This is a genomic window from Pseudomonas sp. 210_17 TE3656, assembly GCF_054821965.1.
On sequence record NZ_JBTRBC010000001.1, the window covers coordinates 4,613,563 to 4,635,591 of the forward strand.

General features: G+C 62.5%; 11 protein-coding genes and 1 pseudogene. 4 read left to right on the top strand and 8 right to left on the bottom strand.

Annotation, left to right across the window (positions count from 1 at the left end; all coding sequences use genetic code 11):
- Nucleotides 1-883 precede the first annotated feature (883 nt).
- Nucleotides 884-3,355 carry a TonB-dependent siderophore receptor gene (locus ACVI9W_RS21485; protein WP_461531119.1) on the top strand — a complete coding sequence of 824 codons (2,472 nt, stop codon included), beginning with the start codon at nucleotides 884-886 and terminating at the stop codon, nucleotides 3,353-3,355.
- Between the two features lie 145 nt (nucleotides 3,356-3,500).
- Here the strand turns inward: ACVI9W_RS21485 and ACVI9W_RS21490 are convergent, their stop codons facing one another.
- The 7 genes and pseudogenes from ACVI9W_RS21490 to pvdM all read right to left on the bottom strand — a co-directional run bounded on the left by ACVI9W_RS21490 (nucleotide 3,501) and on the right by pvdM (nucleotide 18,776).
- Nucleotides 3,501-6,143, bottom strand: coding sequence for an amino acid adenylation domain-containing protein (locus ACVI9W_RS21490; RefSeq protein ID WP_461531856.1), 2,643 nt, complete (start codon nucleotides 6,141-6,143; stop codon nucleotides 3,501-3,503).
- 33 nt (nucleotides 6,144-6,176) lie between these two features.
- Nucleotides 6,177-12,023: pseudogene (locus ACVI9W_RS21495) on the bottom strand (amino acid adenylation domain-containing protein); the annotation flags it as partial.
- Between the two features lie 133 nt (nucleotides 12,024-12,156).
- Entirely contained in the window at nucleotides 12,157-13,008 is an 852-nt protein-coding gene (locus tag ACVI9W_RS21500; RefSeq protein ID WP_461531120.1) for a formylglycine-generating enzyme family protein, read from the bottom strand.
- Between the two features lie 14 nt (nucleotides 13,009-13,022).
- Complete coding sequence (locus ACVI9W_RS21505) at nucleotides 13,023-14,672, bottom strand: cyclic peptide export ABC transporter (RefSeq protein ID WP_461531121.1); 1,650 nt, start codon at nucleotides 14,670-14,672, stop codon at nucleotides 13,023-13,025.
- Nucleotides 14,669-16,009 (bottom strand): lysine N(6)-hydroxylase/L-ornithine N(5)-oxygenase family protein, encoded by a 1,341-nt coding sequence (locus ACVI9W_RS21510; protein ID WP_461531122.1) that lies wholly within the window; start codon nucleotides 16,007-16,009, stop codon nucleotides 14,669-14,671. Before ACVI9W_RS21510 ends, ACVI9W_RS21505 begins: the two co-directional genes overlap by 4 nt.
- A gap of 108 nt (nucleotides 16,010-16,117) precedes the next feature.
- Nucleotides 16,118-17,398, bottom strand: a complete 1,281-nt coding sequence (gene pvdN, locus ACVI9W_RS21515) for a pyoverdine-tailoring periplasmic protein PvdN (protein WP_461531123.1) — start codon at nucleotides 17,396-17,398, stop codon at nucleotides 16,118-16,120.
- Nucleotides 17,399-17,414: 16 nt separating this feature from the next.
- Nucleotides 17,415-18,776: a pyoverdine-tailoring dipeptidase-like protein PvdM gene (gene pvdM, locus ACVI9W_RS21520; protein WP_461531124.1), complete on the bottom strand. Its 1,362-nt coding sequence runs from the start codon at nucleotides 18,774-18,776 to the stop codon at nucleotides 17,415-17,417.
- 969 nt (nucleotides 18,777-19,745) lie between these two features.
- On the opposite strand from pvdM, the gene ACVI9W_RS21525 reads away from it, so the two are divergent.
- Nucleotides 19,746-20,186 (top strand): hypothetical protein, encoded by a 441-nt coding sequence (locus ACVI9W_RS21525; RefSeq protein ID WP_461531125.1) that lies wholly within the window; start codon nucleotides 19,746-19,748, stop codon nucleotides 20,184-20,186.
- A gap of 42 nt (nucleotides 20,187-20,228) precedes the next feature.
- Here ACVI9W_RS21525 and pbpG read toward each other — a convergent pair whose 3' ends face one another.
- Nucleotides 20,229-21,152 (bottom strand): D-alanyl-D-alanine endopeptidase, encoded by a 924-nt coding sequence (gene pbpG / locus ACVI9W_RS21530; protein WP_461531126.1) that lies wholly within the window; start codon nucleotides 21,150-21,152, stop codon nucleotides 20,229-20,231.
- Nucleotides 21,153-21,410: 258 nt separating this feature from the next.
- Between pbpG and ACVI9W_RS21535 the strand changes: the two genes are divergently transcribed.
- Together ACVI9W_RS21535 and ACVI9W_RS21540 are read left to right on the top strand one after the other, a co-directional pair.
- Nucleotides 21,411-21,740, top strand: coding sequence for a hypothetical protein (locus tag ACVI9W_RS21535; protein ID WP_461531127.1), 330 nt, complete (start codon nucleotides 21,411-21,413; stop codon nucleotides 21,738-21,740).
- Between the two features lie 79 nt (nucleotides 21,741-21,819).
- On the top strand, nucleotides 21,820-22,005 hold the full coding sequence (locus ACVI9W_RS21540) for a hypothetical protein (RefSeq protein WP_461531128.1): 186 nt from the start codon (nucleotides 21,820-21,822) through the stop codon (nucleotides 22,003-22,005).
- Nucleotides 22,006-22,029 lie beyond the last annotated feature (24 nt).

The following is a 22,029-nucleotide window of genomic DNA, read 5'->3' on the forward strand; positions in this document are numbered from 1 at the left end:
TACTTTTTTCTTGGAAAAAGTAGGCAAAACCGCTGGCTCCTACATACGGCCCTACGCTGCGCTCCGGGTCCCTTCGCTACGGTGCCTTCCAGGGGCATCGCGGCCTACGACTTGCTTCGCCAAGTCTACGGCTCGCGAACTTCGGCTAAGGCCGAAGGGTGCTGCGCACCAGCCCCCTCCAGACACCTACGCTCAGCCTCCTGAAGTCGCAAAGTTACGGGTGGCGCCTGTGCTGATGCATCTTCGAAATCAAACTCTGGCGGAGCCAGGATGTCATCGCGGGGCAAGCCCGCTCCCACCGGGTTAATTGATCTCCCGGTGGGAGCGGGCTTGCCCCGCGATATCGACCCGCCAGTTACATCGCATCGCGGGAAAGTCCCGCTTCAACGTGTTGATCTTGATCTTCATGCACGCAAGTGCAGGCGCCGCGGACTGCGACTTCAGGAGGCTGAGTGGAGGTGCCTGTAGGGGCCAGTGCGTAGCACCTTCGGCGTAGCCGAAGAGCGCGAGCCGTAGACTTGGCGAAGCAAGTCGTAGGCCGCGTGGCCCCGGAAGGTACCGGAGCGAAGGGACCCGGAGCGCAGCGTAGGGCCGGATGCAGGAGCGAGCGGTTTTGCCTACTTTTTCCAAGAAAAAAGTAGGCCGCCGTAAGGGCGGAAGGGGCCGGCAGCATCGCCGCACCGAATGGATAAGCTCCCAGCCTCAGCATCCCAACCCAACCCAACCCCAAGATCACGCGCCTCGAGATTGCGTGCAGAATTTTTTACCCACTGAAAACACACACAAATAAATCAGCAAAAAAGTTTTCCGGTTTTTACCCACCCCTGCGTCTAATACAAAACACATATATAAACAGAATCATTCTCGTTTACTTGGGGTTGTCATGAGTCTTGCCGTACGTCGTCTGCGTTCGTTGATCTCACCCTTTGCCGGGGTAGAGCGTTCCAGGTCCGCACCTTGGGTGCTGCTGGGGGTATTGGGCTTGGCTTCGCTGGCCGAAGCGGCGCCGGTAACGGTCAACATTCCTGCCCAGAGCCTGGCCGGCGCTTTGCGCGAGTTCGGCGAGCAGTCAGGCCTGCAAGTGCTGTACGAGCCAAGCCTGGTGGAAGGCAAGCGTGGCGCAGCGGTCAGCGGGGAGATGGAGTCCAACGACGCGCTGGGGCAATTGCTGCGTGGCAGCGGCCTGCGTTATCAGATCGACAACGGCACCGTGCTACTGCTCGGTACCCCGGACGACGCTGCGCTGGAACTGGGCGCCACCAGCATCACCGGCGCCGGCCTGGGGGCGGCCACAGAGCGCACCGGCTCCTACACCGCAGGTTCTGTATCGATCGGCAAGATGCCGCAGTCGATCAAGGACACTCCGCAGAGCGTCAGCGTCATCACCCGGCAACGGATGGAAGACCAGCATCTGACCACCATGAACGATGTGCTCACCCAGACCACCGGGGTGACCGCCTATCAGGGCAGCATGACCAACTCCCGCTACCTGGCGCGGGGTTTTGAAATCACCAACTTCCGTCTTGACGGTGGCGCACCGGTGGGGGTCAGTGCCTTCGCCTGGAAAGACCTCGACATGGCCATCTATGACCATGTCGAAATTCTACGCGGCGCCGATGGCCTGTATTCGGGCAACGGCGAGCCAGGCGGCAGCGTCAACCTGGTGCGCAAGCGTCCCACTGCCTACAACCAGTTCTCGGTGACCCAGTCCATCGGCAGCTGGGACAACTACCGTACCGAACTCGACGTCAGCGGCCCGCTGGGCTTTGACGGCAAGCTGCGCGGGCGCAGCGTCATCGTCTACCAGGACCGCAACTCCTACATCGACGAGTTCGACTCCGATCGCCAGCTGTTTCATGGCGTGCTGGAGGCTGATCTCACTGACAGCACCTTGCTCACCGTTGGCTACACCCACGACCGCCTGAACTCGTCCGACCAGGCCTATGGCCTGCCGCGCTACAGCAACGGCGCTGACCTGGACCTGTCGCGCAGCACCTTTCTGGCCGGCAAGCACGACTACAAGAACCGTCGTGGCGACAACTTTTATGCACGGCTTGAACAGCATCTGAACGAAGACTGGACGGCGACGCTGGATGCTATCTACGCCAAGAACCAGCAGGACCGCGATTACTACAACTTTATTGGCGCCATCGATCCGGTGACCCATACGGGATCTAGAGGCGTTTGGGCCTTTCAAGACGAAACCTATCGTGATCGCGCTGTAGATTTCTCCCTCAAGGGTGGCTTCGACCTGTTTGGCGGCCGTCACGATGCAGTGCTGGGGTATACCTGGCAGAACTCCAAGCAGGACATTGATGCCTATGCGTCCGGAGGGCGCGTTTCGGCGGGCGATATTTTTGCCTTCGATCCGAGCAAATTTCCTTCGCTCAAAGGCAATAGTTACCCGAGTCAGGTGTTGCCGACCTACATCAAACAGAACGGTTTCTACGGTTCGCTGCGTCTGCAGCTGGCTGACCCGTTGCACTTGATCCTCGGTGGTCGCTACAACGATTACTACTACAGCTTCGAAGCCACTCGTTTCAACGCCGCCGGTGCACAGACCTCCAACAGTAGGACGGTGTACAGCGACGACAACGTGTTCACCCCGTTTGCCGCGTTGACATACAAATTGACCGATGAATGGACCGCCTATACCAGCGTTGCCGAGATCTACAAATCCCAGGCCAATTATCTCAAGGGGCCAAGTCCCGGCACTTCGTCGCTGGACCCGGTCAAAGGGCGTGCCTACGAGCTGGGCATCAAAGGCGAACTGTTCGAAGGCCGTTTGAACACCACCACCGCGCTGTACTACACCAAGCGTGATGGTGAGGCTGTGCAAGACCTCAACGAAGACTATGTGGTCTCCGGGCAGGGCGCTTCGTGCTGCTTTCTGGATGAGGGCGAGGTCACCAGCAAGGGTATTGAGTTCGAAGCCAGCGGGCAGATTACCGAGCGTCTGGAAGGCACTTTCGGCTACACCTACAACCACAACCGCAACGTAGCCACCGAAAGCGGCTCGACCACCGCTACTGCCTTGAGCCTGACGCCCAAGCACCTGGGCAAGGCGTTCCTGACCTACCGCATGCCGGGCGCGCTGGAAAACCTGCGCGTCGGTGGCGGTGTCACGGCTCAGAGCGCGAGCTACGTATCGGAGGGCAACATCGACTTTTCCCAGCCGGGTTACGCGGTGTACAACGCCTTTGCCGACTATCGCCTGAACGAACACTGGAGCGTGGCCCTCAACGGCAACAACCTGGCCGACAAGAAGTACTACTCGACCATCGGTAACTCTATGTACGGCAACTTCTACGGCGACCCGCGCAACTTTGTGTTGACCCTGCGCGGTACTTACTAAGCTTCATCCCCCAAGGCCGGCAGCCAGTAATGGCTGCCGGCCTTGTCGTTTCCGCTGGTGCTACCCCCGGTGGGAGCGGGCTTGTCCCGCGATGCGATGTGGCTGACAGCCCGCAATCGCGGGGCAAGCCCGCTCCCACCAAGGGTCAGGCCAAGGCCTGGCAGATTGCGTCGATGACCTCTGGCGAGTACGCCAGCGTTGCGTGAGTGACCTCGAACCCGCGGCTGCAGGCCACCCGCTGCTGCGTATTCAAGCGTCGCAGGGCCTCGGTGCGCGCCTGGAAATCCGGGGTGTCGAGCGCCGACCACCAGCAATGCGCAGCGACCTGCAACGGCGGGTAGTGGAGGTCTTCGCTGAGCTTTTCCAGGTAGGCATACACCGATTTGCCGAGGGCCACTTCGCGTTCGGTACTGACGTTGAGGAACACCGCTCGCGCCTGCTCGGCGCTGATGTCGGCAACGCCCGTTGACCACTGGATGAAGTCTTCGACCACGGTATCGTCGAGCAGTGGATTGCCCTGTGCCTGGCAATAGTGCGTGGCGGTCTGTGCATGGTTGACGAACAACAGCGAGAAAAACCCGGTCAGCGCTTGCAGCCGCAGCGGCTGGTCGCTGTTGTCCGTCTCGGCGACTGCCTCGATAGCGGCCGGGCCCTTGTGCTCGACGGTCGGGTCGAGCAGGCCGACGAACGCCACGGTCCGACCCAGGTCTTCCAGGTTCTGGGCAATCTGCATCGCCAGCGGCGCGCCCAGGGACCAGCCCAGCAGATGGAACTCGCCTTCGGGTTGGTCGGCGAGGATCTGCCGGGTGTAGTCGTCGACCATCTGTTGCCAGCTCGGCCGCGGGCTGTTCGGCTCATTGACGTAGTCATGGAACATCAGGCCCTTGACCCGGATGTGTTCGGCCAGTGCTGCCGCCAGCGGGAAATAGCACAGCGCTGAACCGCCGCCCGGGTGCAGGCAGTACAGCGTCCGAGGCTGCGCTGAACGGTTGAGGTCGATGATCGCGCTGCGCTGGCTGCCCTGGCCCTCGAGGTAGGCACACAGCTCACGCAACGACGGTTGCTGGATGAAGGCGTGCAACGTGAGCTCCACGCCCAGCTCGGCCTTGATCGCCGACACGGCCACCAGGACTTTCAGCGAATGGCCGCCGAGCTCGAAGAAGTTGGCATCCACCGCGACATGTTCAGGCTCAAGTTCCAGTACCTGGGCCCAGAGGCGTTGCATGCGCTGCTCGCCGGCCGTGGCCGGCGCGCTGTTGGTCGCGGCCTGGACACGCTCGGGCAACGGCAGGCGGCGCCGGTCGATCTTGCCGTTGTGGGTCAAGGGCCAGTGTTCAAGCAGGACGATATCGCTGGGGACCATATAGGCCGGCAACTGCTCGGCCAAGCGGCGTTTTAGCGCGGCAGGATCAGCGTGCATGAACGATTCGCTGTCGGTGAAACTCGCGTAGGCCAGCAGGCTGTCGGCCTGTGGATGGCGCATGACCAGGGCCTGATGGATGCCAGGCAAGCTGCACAGACGGCTTTCGATTTCGCCGGCTTCCATGCGCAGGCCGCGGATCTTCAGTTGCTGATCGCTACGGCCGTGGTAGTACAAGGCCGCATCGCTACCGCGTTCGGCCAGATCACCGGTGCGGTACAGGCGCGCGCCGGGGGCGCCGAAGGGATCGGGGAGGAAGCGTTGTGCGGTCAGGCCGGGCTGATTGAAGTAACCCAGGGCCAACAGTTCACCGCCCAGGTACAGCTCGCCGCTCAGGTGCTCGGGGAGCTGGCCGAGCATGCTGTCCAGGACGTACGCCTGGCGTGCGCCCAGCGGCTTGCCGATGGCCAGGCGTGCGCCGTGGACGTCCAGCGGAACAGTCCAGGCCAGCGGGGTAATCACCGCTTCGGTCGGTCCATAGGCATTGATCAGCCGTTGGCAGCTGATACCGTGCTGCTTGTCGAAATGCTCGCGGCTCCAGCCTTCACCGCCAAGAATGCAGGTCTTGACCTGCACCTTGCGACCCTGGCTCTGCAGTACCCGCGCGGTCTCGAAGAAGTACGAGGGCGGCAGGTTCAGGCAGGTCACGCCGTGGCGCTCGACGGCATCGGCCAGCTGTTGGCTGGTCCATCGGTGGGTGTCACCGATCAGCAGGCTGGCACCGCACAGCAGGGGCATGAGGATCTGCTCACTGGCCGCATCGAAGCTGATCGAGGCGAACTGCAGGCAACGATCCCGGGCGTTCAGCTCGTAGGCCGCGGCGGCACTGAGGCAGTGCCGGGCCACGGCCTGCTGTTGCACGGCAACGCCCTTGGGCAGGCCGGTGGAGCCGGAGGTGTAGATGATGTAGGCCAGTTGCTCCGGCCAGCTGCAGCGCTGGACCGCTGGCAAGGCTTGTGCGGTCAGTGCATCGATCGAGGCGATATTCAGGGTCGGGCCAGGGAAGGGCGGTAGTTTGTCGAGGACGGCGGACTCGCTCAGCAGCAGGCTCAGGCCGCTGTCTTCGATGATGTGCTGCAGGCGTTCCCGTGGGTAGCTCGGGTCCAGCGGCACATAGCTGCCGCCGGCCTTGAGGATGCCCAACAGCGCGGCAATCCGCGTGAACGACGGGTTCAGGGCCAGGCCGACGCGGCCTTGCGGTGTGAGGCCGAGATCGATCAGGTAGCGGGCAATGTAGTCAGCCTGCTGCAGCAGTTCGCCATAGCTGAGGTGGCCGTGCGCATCGACCAGGGCAATGGCATCGGGCGTGCGCCGGGCCTGTTGCTCGAACAGGTCATGGACACAGGCTGGTGCTGCTGGCGTTAGCACCGGGGTTGGCTGCGGCCGGGTGATGGTGAGTTCGCCTGCCGGCTGTTGCGTGCTGGCCTGGCCCAAGGCCTGCAGCCAGGCAACGAAATGTCCGGTGATCTGTTCGGCACGTGCGCTGCTTACGTGGTCGAGGCGATGGTGCAGCTTGATCTCCAGACGCTGTCCCAGGGTGACCGCCACGCTGATCGGATAATGCGTTTGACCATGGGTGCTGATGTTGCCGATGTGCAACTGATCGTCGGCTTGCTGTTGCAGGGCTTCGTCCACGGGGTAGTTTTCGAACACCAGCAGGGTGTCGAACAGCGGACCACCGAACAGGCGCTGGATTTCGAACAGCGGGCTGTGTTCGTGTTCACGCAGGCTCAGGTTGTCTGCCTGCAGGCTGCGCAACCATTGTGCCAGGGGTTGCTCGGGGCGCGGCTCGACGACCACCGGCAAGGTGTTGATGAACAAGCCCATCTGCTCGTCGGCATGGGCCAGCGAGCTTGGCCGGCCGGCGACCGTGATACCGAACACGACGCTGGCCTGTGCGCTGTATTGCTGCAGCAGCAAGGCCCAGGCGGCCTGGACCAGGGTATTGACGGTAACCCTGGCGTTGCGTGCGAGTTGCTCCAGCGCGCGGGTTTGCCCAGCCTCGAGCAGACGCTGGCAGTAACCATGGCCGAGGTCTGCCGGGTGACTGTTGACGGTGGCCGGAGCGAGCAAGGTCGGTTCGTCCTGGCCGCGCAGGTACTGCTGCCAGAAGAGCCGGTCGGCATCGTGGTCGCGCTCTTGCAGCCAGGCAATGTAGTCCTTGAAGTGCGCCTTGGGCGCGGGCACCGGGATGCCGTGATAACGCTGCATCAATTGCGCGAACAGCTGCGAGGTGCTCCAGCCGTCGAGCAGGATGTGGTGGCTGGTGAACACCAGGTGCCAGCGCTGGCGGTCTTGCTGCAGGGCGGCCCAGCGCAGCAACGGTGCCTGGCTGAGATCGAAGCCGCGTTCGCGCTCCTGGCGCGCCAACTGCTCGGCACTCAGGCTGCCCTGGGCATGGCAGGTGAAATCGGCGTTCAGCTGTCGGGTCACCCGTTGCAGCGGTTGCGCCAGGCCATCACCCCAGTGGAAGCTGCTGCGCAGAATCGCATGACTGTCCAGAGTGGCTTGCCAGGCACGCTGGAACCGCTCGATGTCGAGACCGTCAACCTCTAGCTGCAACTGCTGCTGGTAATCACCATGGTCGGCATTGAGCTGGGCATGGAACAACATGCCTTGTTGCATTGGCGACAACGGATAGAGGTCTTCGAGCTGGCGGGGCGTGTCGATCAGGCGGTCAAGCTGGGCCTGGGACAGCTGCGCCAGTGGCACGTCGTGGGGCGTTATCGCACCCTGGTCGGGTGTGCAGCAGTGTTCGATCAACGCGTGCAACTGCTCGCCCAGGGCGTCGGCCAGTGCCTGGATCGTTGCGGTATCGAAGGCGGTCTGGCTGAAACGCCACACCACACTCAACGCGCCGGCGCGGACTTCGGCAGTGATTTCCAGACCGTCGCCCAGCGGCCCATAACTGTCATGCCGGGCACCGGCCGCTTCGTCGCAAGGGGCGAATAACGCGTCGGCGGCGTCGCTGAAGCGCGCTTGGTAATGGCCCAGGTAGTTGAAAGTGACGCGCGGCGTTGGCAGGGACGCGAGGGCTTCGCGGCTGGCGTGATCACCCAAATAGCGCAGGGCACCGAAGCCCAGGCCGTTGTTGGGGACGCCGCGCAACTGCTCCTTGATGCCTTTGATCGAGTCTGCCAGCGAGGGTGCGGTGCTCAGGCACAGTGGGAACCGCTGGGTGAACCCGCCCAGGCTGCGCGTCAGGTCGACATCGTCGAAAAGGGCATTGCGGCCCGGCTCCTGGAGCTGGAGCAGTACCCGCGGCTGAGAGTGGCACAGGGTTCGGGCCAGCGCGGTCAACAGCAGGTCGTTGGTTCGGGTGCGGTAGGCAGCCGGCGCCTGTTGCAGCAAGCGTTGCGTCTGGTTGCGGTCCAGCCGGGTGTGAACAAGGACGGTTTGCGGTTCAGTGCAAGGCGTTTGCGCAGGGGCACCGGGCAGGTCGGGGTGGGGGCCCTGCAACTGCTGCTGCCAGAACTCACGCTCGGCGCTGCCCTCAGGGCTACGGGCGAATTGCTCCAGGCGTTCGCTCCAGTGGCCCATGGCATGGGTCTTGGCCGCCAGCGGTTGGCCAAGGTACGCCGATTGCAAATCTTCCAGCAGAATCCGCCAGGACACGCTATCGATCACCAGTGAGTGGATCACCAACAGCAGGCGCTGGCTGCCGTCGGCCAGGTCCATGAGCGCTGCCCGCAACAGCTGACCCTGCTCCAGGTCGAGGCTGTGCCGGGCGCGCTGGAGCGTTGCGCCAACCTCTTCGACCTGCAGGTGCCAGAGCAGGTCCTGCACCGGTGCGTCGCAATGGCAGGCTCTCGCGTCGGTAAAACGCAGGCGCAGGGCGTCGTGATGGATAAGCAACTGATGCAGCGCCTGGCTCAGGCGCTGTGTATCGAGCGTGCTGGACGGTTTGAGCAACATCGACTGATTGCAGAGGTTGCGTTGCGCAATGTCCAGTTCGAAGAATGCATGCTGGAACGGCAGCAGTGGGCTGACACCCCGTAGCGGGCCTTGGTCGATCTGCGTGCGTTGATCGTCTTCGACCACGACCTTGGCCAGGCTTTCGATGGTCTGGTGCTCGAATACATCCTTGGGGCTCAAGTGCAGGCCCAGGCGGCGCGCGCGGCTGACCAGCTGGATAGAGATGATCGAGTCGCCACCGAGCTCGAAGAAATTGTCGCTGATGCCGATCGACTCGCGGCGCAGCACGTCCTGCCAGAGCTGCACCAGCTGTCGTTCGCGCGCGGTACGTGGTGCCAGGTGTTCTCGCTGGACGGCCTCGGGCAGCGGCAGGGCGCGGCGATCCAGTTTGCCGTTGGGGCTCAACGGCAGTGCATCGAGCAGGAGGATATGCGCCGGTACCATATAGTCCGGCAACTGGCTGCGCAGGGCGCTTTGCAGTTCGCTCACCTGCGAGTCGGCAGCGCCGACCACATAGGCCACCAGTTGCAAACCGGTCAGGCCGGGTTGGGCCAGTACTGCCGCTTCGCGCAGGCCAGGCTGTTCGAGCAGGCGCGCCTCGATCTCGCCGAGCTCGATGCGCAGGCCGCGGATTTTCACTTGATGGTCGAGGCGTCCGCAGTAGTCGATAGCACCATCGGTACGGTAGCGGGCCAGGTCGCCGGTGCGGTACAGACGCGCACCCGGCGTCGGGCTGAACGGGTCGGGTATAAAGCGTTCGGCGGTCAGCGCCGGACGGCGGTGATAACCACGGGCCAGGCCGCAGCCGCCGAGCAACAGTTCGCCCTGGGTGCCGATGGGCACCGGCCCGAAACTGTGGTCGAGGACATGGGTGTAGAGGTTGGCGATCGGGTGGCCGATCGGCACGCTGTCCAGGCCTTCGTCGCGGCAAGTCCAGTGGGTGACGTCGATGGCCGCCTCGGTGGGACCATAGAGGTTGTACAGGCCGGTAGCGGGCAACTTGTCGAAGACGTGATACTGGGCGTCGGCCTGTAGCGCTTCGCCGGAGCAGATGATGCGCGTCAGCGAGGTGCAGCGCTCGACCCCCGGCTCGTGAATAAACACCTGCAACATCGATGGCACGAAGTGCAAGGTGGTGACCTGGTGGCGTTCGATGGTGGCGATCAGTTTATCCGGTTCGCGGTGCTCGCCCGGCGCGGCGATGACCAGGCGCGCCCCCTGGATCAGCGGCCAGAAAAACTCCCAGACCGAGACATCAAAGCTGAACGGGGTCTTTTGCAGCACGGTGTCGGCCGCGCTTAGTTGGTAGGCCTGCTGCATCCAGGCCAGGCGGTTGTGCAGGGCCAGGTGACGGTTGCCGGCGCCCTTGGGCTTGCCGGTGGAGCCGGAGGTGTAGATGACGTAGGCCAGGTGTTCGCTATCGACCTCGACCGCCGGGGCCTGATCGGGCCAGCGGCTGAAATCATCGTCCAGCAGCAGCGTCTGGCCGGTAAAAGCAGGCAGCTTGTCTTGCACCTGCTGCTGGGTCAGCAACAGGCCGATGGCACTGTCGTCGAACATATAGGCCAGGCGCTCGCCCGGGTATTCCGGGTCCAGCGGCACATAAGCGCCGCCGGCCTTGAGGATGGCGAGCAGACCGATGACCATTTCCAGCGAGCGTTCGGCGGCAATCCCGACCAACACTTCGGGGCCGACGCCGTGCTGGATCAGGGCGTGGGCCAACTGGTTGGCGCGCTGGTCGAGCTGGCGGTAAGTGAGGCTCTGGTCGGCGAAGACCAGCGCACAGGCATCGGGGCTTAGCCGTGCCTGTTGCTCGATCAGACGCTGGACCCGGAACTCGCCGGGGTAGGGCTGCGCGCTCGGGTTGAGGCCGCGCAGGATTGCCTGTTGCTCGGCAGGGCTGAGCATCGGCAGTTCATCCAGGCGCCTGTCGGGACCCGCCAACAGCGCCTGCAGCAGGTTAAGCCAGTGCCGGGCCATGCCAGCGACGGTGGCCGGGCTGAACAGGTCAGTGCTGTACTCCAGGCTCACGGCGATGGCGTCGGGCGCATAGTCCACCTCCAGCGACAGGTCGAACTTGGCCTGCCGCGAGCCGCCTTCAAGGAACGTCACCGCAAGCTCGCCAAGGTTCAGGGCGGTTGTGCCCGGGGTGCTTACGCGCCAGTTGAACAGGGTCTGGAACAGCGGGTTGGCCAGACTGCTACGGTGCAGTTCGAGGGACTCGAGGATCAACTCGATGGGGTAATCGGCATGCTCCAGTGCCGCCAGGCTGTCGGCCTTGAGGCGGTTGAGCAACTGCAGGCCGGTGCTCTGCGCTGGCAGCTGAGCGCGGTAGACCTGGCTGGTGACAAACAGACCCACCAGTTGATGGGTTTCGCTACGGGTGCGGGTGGCACTGGGAATGCCCACGGTGAAATCGGTCTGCCCGCTGTAACGCCCCAGCAGTAGTTGCCAGGCTGCCAGCAGTACCACCATCGGTTGCAATTTGTGGGCACGGCACAGGGCCTGCAATTGCTGGCAGGTGTGCGTGTCCAGTTGCTCCAGGTGATAGCCGGCGCTGTGACGCTGCGCCGCTTGGCGCGGGTAGTCCAGGGGCAGGGCCAACGGCTGGATTTCGTCGCCCAGGTAGTCACGCCAGTAGCGGGCACTGGCAGCGAACTGCGGGCTGTCGGGGTAGTGCTGGCGTTGCCAGCGGGCATAGTCGGCGTACTGCTGTGCCGGCACTGGCAGGCTTTGCTCGGCCGGCAGTGCATAGGCCTGGGACAGGTCGGCGACCAGCAGTGGATTGGACCAGGCATCGGAGACGATATGGTGCAGGGTCAGCAGCAGGTAATGCTGTTGGACTCCGGTCTGCAGCAGTGCTGCACGGATCAGTGGTGCCACTTGCAGGTCGAATGGCGTGCTTGCCTGGTCGGCGATGTGTCGTTGCAGCTCGCGCTCCAGCCTGTCGCCGTGCAGATGGCTCAATGTAACGTGCTGCAGTGTGAGGCGCGCATCGGGCTCGATGATTTGTTGCGGCTCGTTGTCGTCCTGGGTAAAGCGCGTGCGCAAGATGGCATGGCGCTCGATCACCCGGTTCAGCGCTCGCTCCAGACGTTGTGCATCGAGTTGGCCGTCCAGGCGCAGGACACGCGGCAGGTTGTAGGCGCTGCTGCCCGGATCCACTTGCTGCAAGAACCACAGGCGCTGTTGGGCAAATGTCAGTGGCTGCGGCCCTGATAACGCTTCAGCCTGGTCAGCGTTGGTGTCAGGGGCGAAATCGAGGGGTAATTCGTCTTCGGCCAGCAGCAGGGCCAACAGGTCGTCTTCGAGGCAGGGATCGAGGGTGTGCATGGTCGATTCTCAAGCGGGCTTCGCGGAAAAGTTCTGCTTATGGAACGAAGCACCGGGAGATCGATTTAGGCGGGCTGGCGGCGCGGGGCAAGCCTTGCCGGCAGACAAGTGTCTGCCTCGCGCCGGGGTGGGATCAGAGGTCGCGGGCTACCCGAAAGCCCAACCAGTCGCCGAGCACATGGGGCGCTCGGGTGTTGCGGTTGCCGGAACGGGTGAAAATCGGCGCCTCGGTCCAGTCGTTGCCGCGGATCTGCCGGGTTTCGCAGCCCTGATCGGTCCAGGCGCTGCCGTCGCCGGGGGCGCCCTGGTAGTTCTCGTGCCAGCAATCCTCCACCCGCTCGTAGACGTTGCCGTGCATGTCGTAGAGGCCGAAGGCGTTGGCCGGGTAACTGCCCGACGGCGCGGTGTAGCTGTAGCCGTCGGTGGGCCCGTAGGTGTTGGCGTGTTTGCTGATCTGGTATTCGCCTTCCTTGTCGAACGGGAACGGGAAGGGGCCGCTGGAGCCTGCGCGGGCGGCATATTCCCATTCGGCTTCGCTGAGCAGGCGGTAGGTGGCGCCGGTTTTTTTCGACAGCCAGCCGAGGTAGCCCTGCATGTCCTGGTAGTTGATGCACACCTGGGGTTGTTCCGGGCCCATGGTGTAGGTCGGTTTACCGGCTTTGCAGGCACGGCCGGGGCGGGTGTCGCCGTCAGGCGGGGTGGCGCCGGTGGCTTTGCTGTAGGCACTCCATTGCCCGGCGGTGACGGCGTAGCGGCCCACTGCAAACGGACGGGCGAAGGTCACCGGATGCTGGGGGCCTTCATCGGCCTCGCGGCCCAGCTCATCTTCCGGGGCGCCCATGACAAACTGGCCGGCAGGCACGACGACCATCTGCGGGCAGTCCTTGCAGTCCTGGAACACGGTACCCGGCGTGGTAGGGGCGGCGCCGTGGGCACTGAGGCTGAACAGGCCCAGCGCCACGGCGGCAAACAGCGGATGATTCATCGTAAGGATTCCTTTCAGGCGGGTTCAGGCTCGGCGGCGACGCAGCCGGCTTTCATTCGCACCAACTGGTCGGCTACGTGGAAATAGCGGTCGTCGTGGGAGATGACAATGATGGTCTTGCCCAGGCGTTTGAGGTCCGGCAGCAGCTCGTTGTAGAAAATGTGCCGGAACGTCGGGTCCTGGTCGGCGGCCCATTCGTCGAACACCAGTACCGGGCGTTGCTCAAGCCACGCACTGACCAGCGCCAGGCGCTTGCGCTGGCCGGTGGAGAGGTCGGTGGTGGTGAAACGGCCGTTGTCGATACTGACCTTGTGAGCGATCTGCAGGCGTTGCAGGTACTGGTTGGCTTCCTCGGGAATGTTCTCGTCGCCTTGCACCAGGTCATCGAACAGGAAGTAGTCGGCGAAGATGGTGGTGAACGACTGGCGATAATCGTCGCGTGTTTCGGGGCTCACCACCTTGCCGTTGAGCCGCAGCTCGCCGTGTTGCGGGGCATAGAGGCCGAGCAGCAGCTTGATCAGGGTGGTCTTGCCACCGCCGTTTTCACCGACGATGAACACGATGTCGCCACGCTGCACCTTGAGGTTCACCGGCCCCAGGCTGAAGGGGGCGGCGCCGGCAACGGCAGGGAAGGTGTAGCCGGCGTTGCGCAGTTCAAGGCTGGTGAAGGGCTCGGTCGTGCTGGCCTTGTCGTTGAGCAGCAGGTGCGGCTCGGGTGAGGAGAACTGCCTGGAAAGCTCGGCGATGCGGCGAAACGCGATCTGCGCCCGGCTGACAATCGGCAGCACGCTGACCAGATAATCCAGCGGCCCCTTCATGTACAGCAGTACCAGCACGAACCCGCTCATGGCGGCTTTATCCATGCCCGGCCACAGGCTCTGAATCAGTAGCGCCAGGCCAATGACCACGAAGAACAGGGTCGAGCCAAAGGTTTTGGCGACAATGAAGGTGTTCACCGCACGAACCTGCGTGCTGCAGATGTCGTCGGCGGTTTGCAGAATGCGCTGGGTGAACAGGCGATTGCGCCGCGGGCGGTGGATGCGCAGTTCCTTGGCGCCTTCGGCGATGGCGTGGTAGTGCTTTTGCAGTTCGTCTTGCGCTTCGCGGGCCTTGTCGAAACCCTGGATGCCCCGGCGGCGAGCGACCAGCTGCGCGCCCAGGCCAATCGCCAGGCCGCCGACCATCAACAGGAACAACGGCCACGAGAGCGTCGCCAGGTAGCCCAGGCAGCCCAGGGTGACGGTCATGGAGATGGTCAGCGGGGCGAAGGCGAAAGAGAAGTCGCTGATGGTGTTGATGTCGTGGGTGAGCACCGGGATCAGGCGATGACTCTTGTAGCGCTCGATCTGGTCGATAGGCGCGCACAGCACCTTTTCCCCCAGCTCCTTGCGCAGCTTGAGGATGATTTTCTGGCCGACGAAGTTGCTGGCCATGTCCGAAAATCCGGTGCTGAGCAGCGACAGCACACACAGCCCGGCAAAGGCCCAGAGCATGCCGCTGGCGACACCTTCGGGCGCATGCAAGGCTGTGTTGATGCTGGATAGTAGCGTGGTGACGCTGGCGCCACCGACTATGCCCAGAGCAATCGACAGCAGCACGATGGGCCAGAACGGTTTGAGCAGGTGCAAGAGTTCACGGGTCGCGCCGCGAGCGTTGTGGTTCATGCGATTGCCTTGACGGTATGGGCATTGTTCAAGGGGCGCGTGGCGGTTTTACCCAGGGTCTGGTACAGCGATTCGCCGATTTCCCGGGCGCGGATCGGCAGTACCGAGAGCAGGGTATCGCTCAAGCCGTGGCTGGCTTCACAGAACCCCTGCAGGTACACCGCAGCCTTGAAGCCGTGGTTGGTCAGGCATTGGTAATCGCGATTGACCGCGAACGCTTGCAGGTGTTCGGCCAAAGGCGCCAACAGGGTCTGGTGCGAACGACGTTCATAGCCGGTGGCCAGGATCACGGCATCGTAGCGATGGGTTTGCATCTGCTGGGTGGCAAGATCACGCAGGGTCAGCTCGATACCGTCAGCGTTGCTGACCACCGCTTCCACCTGGCGGCGGCAGAGCACGGCATGACGGAACTGGTGGGCGACTTTCTGCCGGTAAAGAATGCCGTAGATACGCTCGATCAGGTCGATGTCGACTACCGAGTAGTTGGTGTTGTGGTACTCCTCGATCAACTTGGCGCGCTCGTTTGTCGGCTGGTTGAACACCAGGTCCGTGTAGTCGGGGGCGAACACTTCGTTGACGAACGGGCTGTCGTCGGCAGGCTTGAGCGCCGAGCCACGCAGGATCATCTCGACCTTCACCGACGGGTAGCTGTCATTGAGGTCGATGAAGGCTTCTGCCGCGCTCTGGCCGGAGCCGATGATGGCGATGCGCATGGGCTTGCCCTGGGCGCAAGGCAGTTGCTCGAGGCTGCTCAGGTAGCGTGAATGGTGGAATACCCGTGGATCGTCGCGCAGTGCCTTGAAGACCTCCGGGATTTTCGGCGTACCGCCGCTGCCGATCACCACCGAACGGGCCCCGCGGCTGTGTTCATGGCCGTTGGCGTCACGGCTGATCAGGCGCAAGTGATCGACCTGGCCGTTGTCCATCACCGGCTCAATGCGCAGCACTTCCTCGCCATAAACGGCCTGGTTGGCGAAGTGATCGGCGGCCCACTTGAGGTAGTCGTTGTATTCCAGGCGGCAGGGATAGAAGGTGCCCAGGTTGATGAAATCGACCAGGCGCTGTTTCTGGTGCAGGTAGTTGATGAAGCTGTAGGGGCTGGTGGGGTTGCGCAGCGACACCAGGTCCTTGAGGAACGAGATCTGCAGCTCGCTCTGGGTCGCCAGGGTGTTGCCATGCCAGCGGTAGTCGCTCTGTTTGTCGATGAACAGGGCATCGAGGGCGTGGCCGTTGGTTTCAGCCAGTTCTTCCAGGGCAATGGCCAGGGCCAGGTTGGAAGGGCCGAAACCAACGCCGATCAGGTCGTGGATTTTTTCGAAAGGGTGGGACTGGCTCATGCTGGGCGGTTCCTTGGATGGTCGGGAGGGGGCCTGGTGCTGAGCCCCCTGGTCCTGCGCAAGTACACCGATAGAACGAGCCGTCCGTGGCAGAATTTACTGCTGTGCTCAGCCAAGTTTTTTGCGCAACAGGGCGACGGCGCGGTCGATTTGCGCTTCGTCGTTGAGCAGGCCGGGCGCCATGCGCAGCACCGGACCAACGTCACGGTCCACGGCATCGACGACGATACGGTTGTGGTTGAGGTAGCTGGCCAGGGCATCGCAATCCTGGTCTTTGACCCGCAGGAAGGTGAAACCGGCCGAGTATTCAGCGCTCAACGGTGTCACCAGTTCGATGGCCTTGTGCTCGAGCAGGCGTTGCTTGAGGTAGTCGTTGAGCTGGTGAATGCGCGCCTGGACCTCCGCCTTGCCCAGCTGCAGGTGCAGTTCGAAGGCCTTGCCCAGCGCCCAGCGGTGCTCGAAGGCGTGATAGCCGCCCGGGGTCATGATGGTGGCGAAGTCCTTGTCTTCGGAGAAGGTGGCGAAGGTCGGCACCAGATTCTGCATCGACTCGGAGGCGGCGCAGATGATGCCGGTGCCGCGCGGGCCGAACATCCATTTGTGTGTGCCGGAGATGAAGTAGTCGCAGTTGAAATCGGCGAAGTTGGCGTTCTCCACGCCAAAGCCGTGGACGCCGTCGACGACATAGAGAATGCGCCGGTCTTCGTCGCGGTTGCGGTTGTGCGCGCGCACCAGTTCGCCGATCTGCCCGATCGGCAGTTTGACCCCGCTGCCCGAATGCACCCAGGTCATGCCCAGCACCCGCGTGTTGGCGTTGATGGCTTTGTCGATAGTGCTCAGCACCTGATCGCTGGACACCTCCCGCGGGTGCTGGAACAGACGCAGCTTACGGACCCGGGTGCCGTCCTGGCGTTGGCGGAACTCCAGGGTCTTGCGGGTGGCATAGTGCTCGTGCTCGGTGGTGAGGATTTCCTGTCCAGGGGCAATCTTGAGCCGACCGTAGATCATCCCCAGGCCTTCGGTGGTGCTGCCAGTCAGGGCGATTTGCCGGGGCCTGACCGCCAGGTAGCGGGCGGCCCACTCGCGCACCTCGCCCTCGCGCTGCCATTCGATCTGGGTTTCCCAGTCGACCCAGTGTGCCGGGTTGCGGTCGATCTGCGCGCGGTAGTAGTCGATGGCCTCCTGCACCGGGCGCGGGTGGGCGGTGACCAGGAAGTTGGCGAAATGCGCGTAGTCAGGGTCGAGGGGGAACAGTTGGCGTAGCTGCTGCCATTTTTCCTTGCCGGACAGTGATGCCAGAGACGGTGTCGCCGCCAGTGCCTGGGAGAACAGTGGCAGGCTGGCGGCGAGCAGGCCGGCCTGTTTGAGGAAGGTACGACGGTCAGTCATGTCGGAGTTGCCTGGATCAAGGAGTGGAGAGGCTGGCGACTGGTTGGGCGGCTTTTTGCACCTGCGCCCAGACCCGCAGGAAGTTACCGCCCCAGAGCTTGGCAATATCGGCTTCCGAGTAACCTCGGCTGAGCAGCTCGGCGGTGACATTACGAATCTCGCTGACATCCTTCCAGCCATCGAGGCCACCGCCGTCGTTGAAGTCCGAACTGATGCCGACGTGGTCGATGCCCATCTTCTTCACGGCATAGTCGATGGCGTCGCCGTAGTCCTTGAGCGTGGCCTTGGGCTCCAGGTCGACGATGTCGTAGAGACTGCCGGCATATTCGCCGAAGCGCTTCTCAGGCCAGATGGCGATCACTGCGTCGCCCGGCATCAGGGCATTGGCCAGGCCTTGCAAGGGTTGCAGGTCAAAGCGCGCGCGCAGGGCTTCGAGTTTTTCCAGGCTCGGCTTGCTCAGGGGCTTGAGGTAGGTGCCGAAGGCGACTACCTGGAGCACGCCACCGCTGTCCTTGATCAGTTGCATTTCCTTGTCGCTGAGGTTGCGTGGAATATCCACCAGCGCCCGGGGCGCCGAGTGCGACGCCACCAGCGGTGTGCGGCTCAGGCGTGCGACGTCTTCAAGGGCCAGGGTCGACATCTGCGAGACATCGATGATGATCCCCAGGTCGTTCAAACGCTTGACCGCTTGCTCGCCCAAGGGCGAAAGGCCGCCGAGGGCATCAGGGGTGTCGTTGAAGAACGGCAGAGGGCGCGAAGAGTCGGCCCAGTCGTTGTTGGCCACATAGCTGAAGCCGAACATGCGCATGCCGCGGGCGGCCCACAGATCCAGTTGAGACAGGTCACGACCCAGCGGGTAGGCGTTGAGCATGCTGATGAAAATAGCGAATTTGCCTTCGCCATTCAGGCGCCGGAAGTCTTCCGGGGTGTAGGCGATACCGACCTGGTTGGGGAAGTCGCGGACCATGTTACTGATGATCTTGTAGCGCACTTCCTGCTGGTGCCGGGCCTCATCGACAAAGCCTGGCGTCGGGCGATGGGGGGCATTGGGGCCGTTCCACAGCTCTGGCCAGCCGAAGATGGTCAGCGCTGCACCAGACAGACGACCCTGGCCAGCCTTGATCAGGTCGAACTGATAGCGACCGTTCTTATCGAACTCGGTGCCTTCACCGCCGAAGGCCAGTGGCACGGTGATGTGGCTGTCGAACGACAGCATGTGCTCATGCAGGGCATTGGCCTGCTCGACGATTTTGCGCGGGTAGCCGGCGTTACTCTGGAAGTACAGGTAACCGGCAACGGCGGCGCCTGCGGCGACCACCAAGGCAAGGGGCAGGCCGATATACAGGGCTTTGCGGGAACGGGGCTTGGTCTTGGTCATTGCCATCTCGACGCTGGGCTGATCGGAACGGTTTGCCCGGCGCACGGGTGGGCCAGGGGCAAAGCTCGGGTATCAGGAGGGACGAACGGTGCAGGGGTAAATTTATGGTTCTTCACAGAGTCCCGGGGAGCATGGTCTTGGGACTGGGCTGGGGTTGGGATGTTGAGGCTGCGGGCTTATCCATTTTGTGTGGCGATGCTGCCGGCGCCTTCCGCCTTTACGGCGGCCTACTTTTTTCTTGGAAAAAGTAGGCAAAACCGCTGGCTCCTACATCCGGCCCTACGCTGCGCTCCGGGTCCCCTCGCTCCGGTGCCCTCCAGGGGCATCGCGGCCTACGACTTGCTTCGCCAAGTCTACGGCTCGCGAACTTCGGCTAAGGCCGAAGGGTGCTGCGCACCAGCCCCCTCCAGACACCTCCACTCGGCCTTCTGAAGTCGCAAAGTTACGGGTGGCGCCTGTGCTGACGTATCTTCGAAATCTGATTCTGGCGGAGCCAGGATGTCATCGCGGGGCAAGCCCGCTCCCACCGGGTTAATTGATCTCCCGGTGGGAGCGGGCTTGCCCCGCGATATCGACCCGCCAGTTACATCGCATCGCGGGAAAATCCCGCTTCAACGTGTTGATCTTGATCTTCATACACGCAAGTTCAGGCGCCGCGGATTGCGACTTCAGGAAGCTGAGCGGAAGGTGCCGTAGCGAAGGGACCCGCAGCGCAGCGTAGGGCCGGATGCAGGAGCGAGCGGTTTTGCCTACTTTTTCCAAGAAAAAAGTAGGCCGCCGTAAGGGCGGAAGGGGCCGGCAGCGTCGCCACACCAAATGGGTAAGCTCCCAGCCTCAACAACCCAACCCAGGATCAATAGTCCCCAAGGTTCCGTGAAGAACCAAATGTATGCGCGGACAGATGGCTCAAGTTTTGTGGCCGATAGCCGATAGCAGAGTCAACCCATAGACCATCAGGATGATAAAAGCATGGTTGGCATCAATGCCGTATCGATCAATGGCAACCCGCTGAGCAGCGGGACCCCAGGTGTTGTCAGCGTCAATCTTGGCGCTCAGGACCCGGCGGCGAAAACTGAAGAAGGCACGCTCAAGGTCAACCTTTCCGGTGTCGCGGAAAGCAACAAGACCGAATCCAGCCAAAGCAGCGAAAGTAGCGAACCGGCGCACATCCGCCAGTTGCGTGAAATGATCAAAGAGCTGCAAAAGCAGTTGGCCGAACAGCAGAAACAACTGCAGGCAATCATGGCCAGCAACATGGAAGAGACCGCCAAAGCCTCGGCGGTTGCCGCCGCGCAGTCATCGGTGAGTACCACCATGGGCGCGATCCAGACGGCCACCGCGCAGTTGCTCAAAGCCCTACTGGACAGCGGTGGCAGCAGCTCCGGCAGCATGGTCAGCACCAGCGCTTGATGGGCAACGGGCCTGGCGCCGATGGCGCGCAGGCCCGTCAGCTCAGTCGACCGCAGGGCGGTTCTGGCCGCGCTCGGATTTATAGCGCATGGCCACCGCTGGTGCCGGTTTGGTGCTGCCGGTTTCCAGCCACTGACGCATGCGGTTGGCGTCGGCGAAGTGGGTGTACTTGCCGAAGGCATCGAGAATCACCATGGCCACCGGACGGTTGTCCATCCTGGTCAACAGCACCAGGCAGTGCCCGGCATCGTTGGTGAAGCCGGTCTTGGTCAGGTCGATATTCCAATTGCTCTTCTTGACCAGATGGTCGGTGTTACGAAAGCCCAGGGTGTAGTTGGGTTTGCGAAACGCCACGGTCTTCTCGGGAGTGACGCTCAACTGCTTCAGCAGCGGGTAGTTGCGTGCCGCCAGCAGCAGCTTGCCCAGGTCGCGCGCGGTGGACACGTTGCTGGTCGACAGACCGGTGGGTTCGACATAGCGGGTGTTACTCATGCCCAGGGCCCTGGCCTTGGCGTTCATCGCCTTGATGAACGCGTTGTAGCCACCGGGATAGTTATGCGCCAGGGTCGAGGCGGCGCGGTTTTCCGATGACATCAGGGTAATCAGCAGCGTTTCCCGGCGGCTGAGCTGGCTACCGAGGCGCACCCGCGAATACACCCCTTTCATTTCCTTGTTCTGGGCGATGGTCATGGTCAGCATCTCGTCCATGTTCTGCTTGGCGTCGAGCACCACCATGCCGGTCATCAGCTTGGTCACCGAGGCAATAGGCACCACCCGGTCGGCATTGTTGGCGTAAAGCACCTTATTGGTCTGCAGATCGATCAGCAGAGCGGCGCCAGAAGCCAGGTGCAACTTGGCAGGATCGCGTTGTACCTGGGCAGGGGGTTGCGCAGCAGTGGCGGTGGGGACAGTCGCGGTACTGGTGAGCAACAGCAGCAGGCTTAGAATCGAAAGGGAGGTTTTCACGTCGAGGCTCACTAAAAGTTGGTATGTCGTTGGCTGTGCAAGGGTTTTCCCCCAAAAACGCTCGCATTCTGGAGTATGGCCTAGAGTCTGTCGATTAGCCCGTAAACATTGGGCTAAAGATGAACGAAATTTAATCCTGTACCCATTGTGGCTCCGTTGTTTCACCTTCATCCATGCCGACTGTTCGCGGTTTGCTATAAAGAAAAGGCTGCCTTTGATGAGGGGGCACTCGGCTCACCCCAGATCGGTTAACTCCCCATGCCTACTTTTCGTATTCTGGTTTGTTTGTTGCTGGTAGCGAACATTGCTGGCTGTGCATCCCCAGGAAAGCCTACGGCCAGTAAAACAACGAAAAAAACCCCTGAAGAGTACGCTGCTTGCGTGCTGCCGAAGTGGCAAGCGCTGGCGCCGCTTGCTTCGCAGAAATCAATCGTCAACGGCTATCGGATTACGGCGCCCAGTGCAGTGGCATCTGACGAGGTCCTGGAAGTCGTCGAATATCAGGACGGCAGTCGGGCGACGTTCTACAAAGGAAGCTTTCTGTCGGGAGATAAACTGCGCCGGGAGGCAAGAGATTGCCTGGAGTGAATTTTGCAATCGCGCAGTTGCTGCCGAGCGGTGTGTTGAGGTAGGGTCCGTGCTTTTTTTCGATTGGCAGGAGAGCCGGATGCGCAACAGAACACTTTTGCTGGCCTTCGGGTTGGCCATCACCGCGGCATCTGCCACCAGCGGGTACCTGGCCTACGGAACGAGCCAGGTCGTGCTGAAGAACTATTACATGGGTTCGGACCCCACCGAGCAGGCGCAAAACAGCGAACCTGCTGCAGGTGGCAGCGAAGATGGCACTACGTAGCTGCGCTGGCGGGCAGGGCTGCAA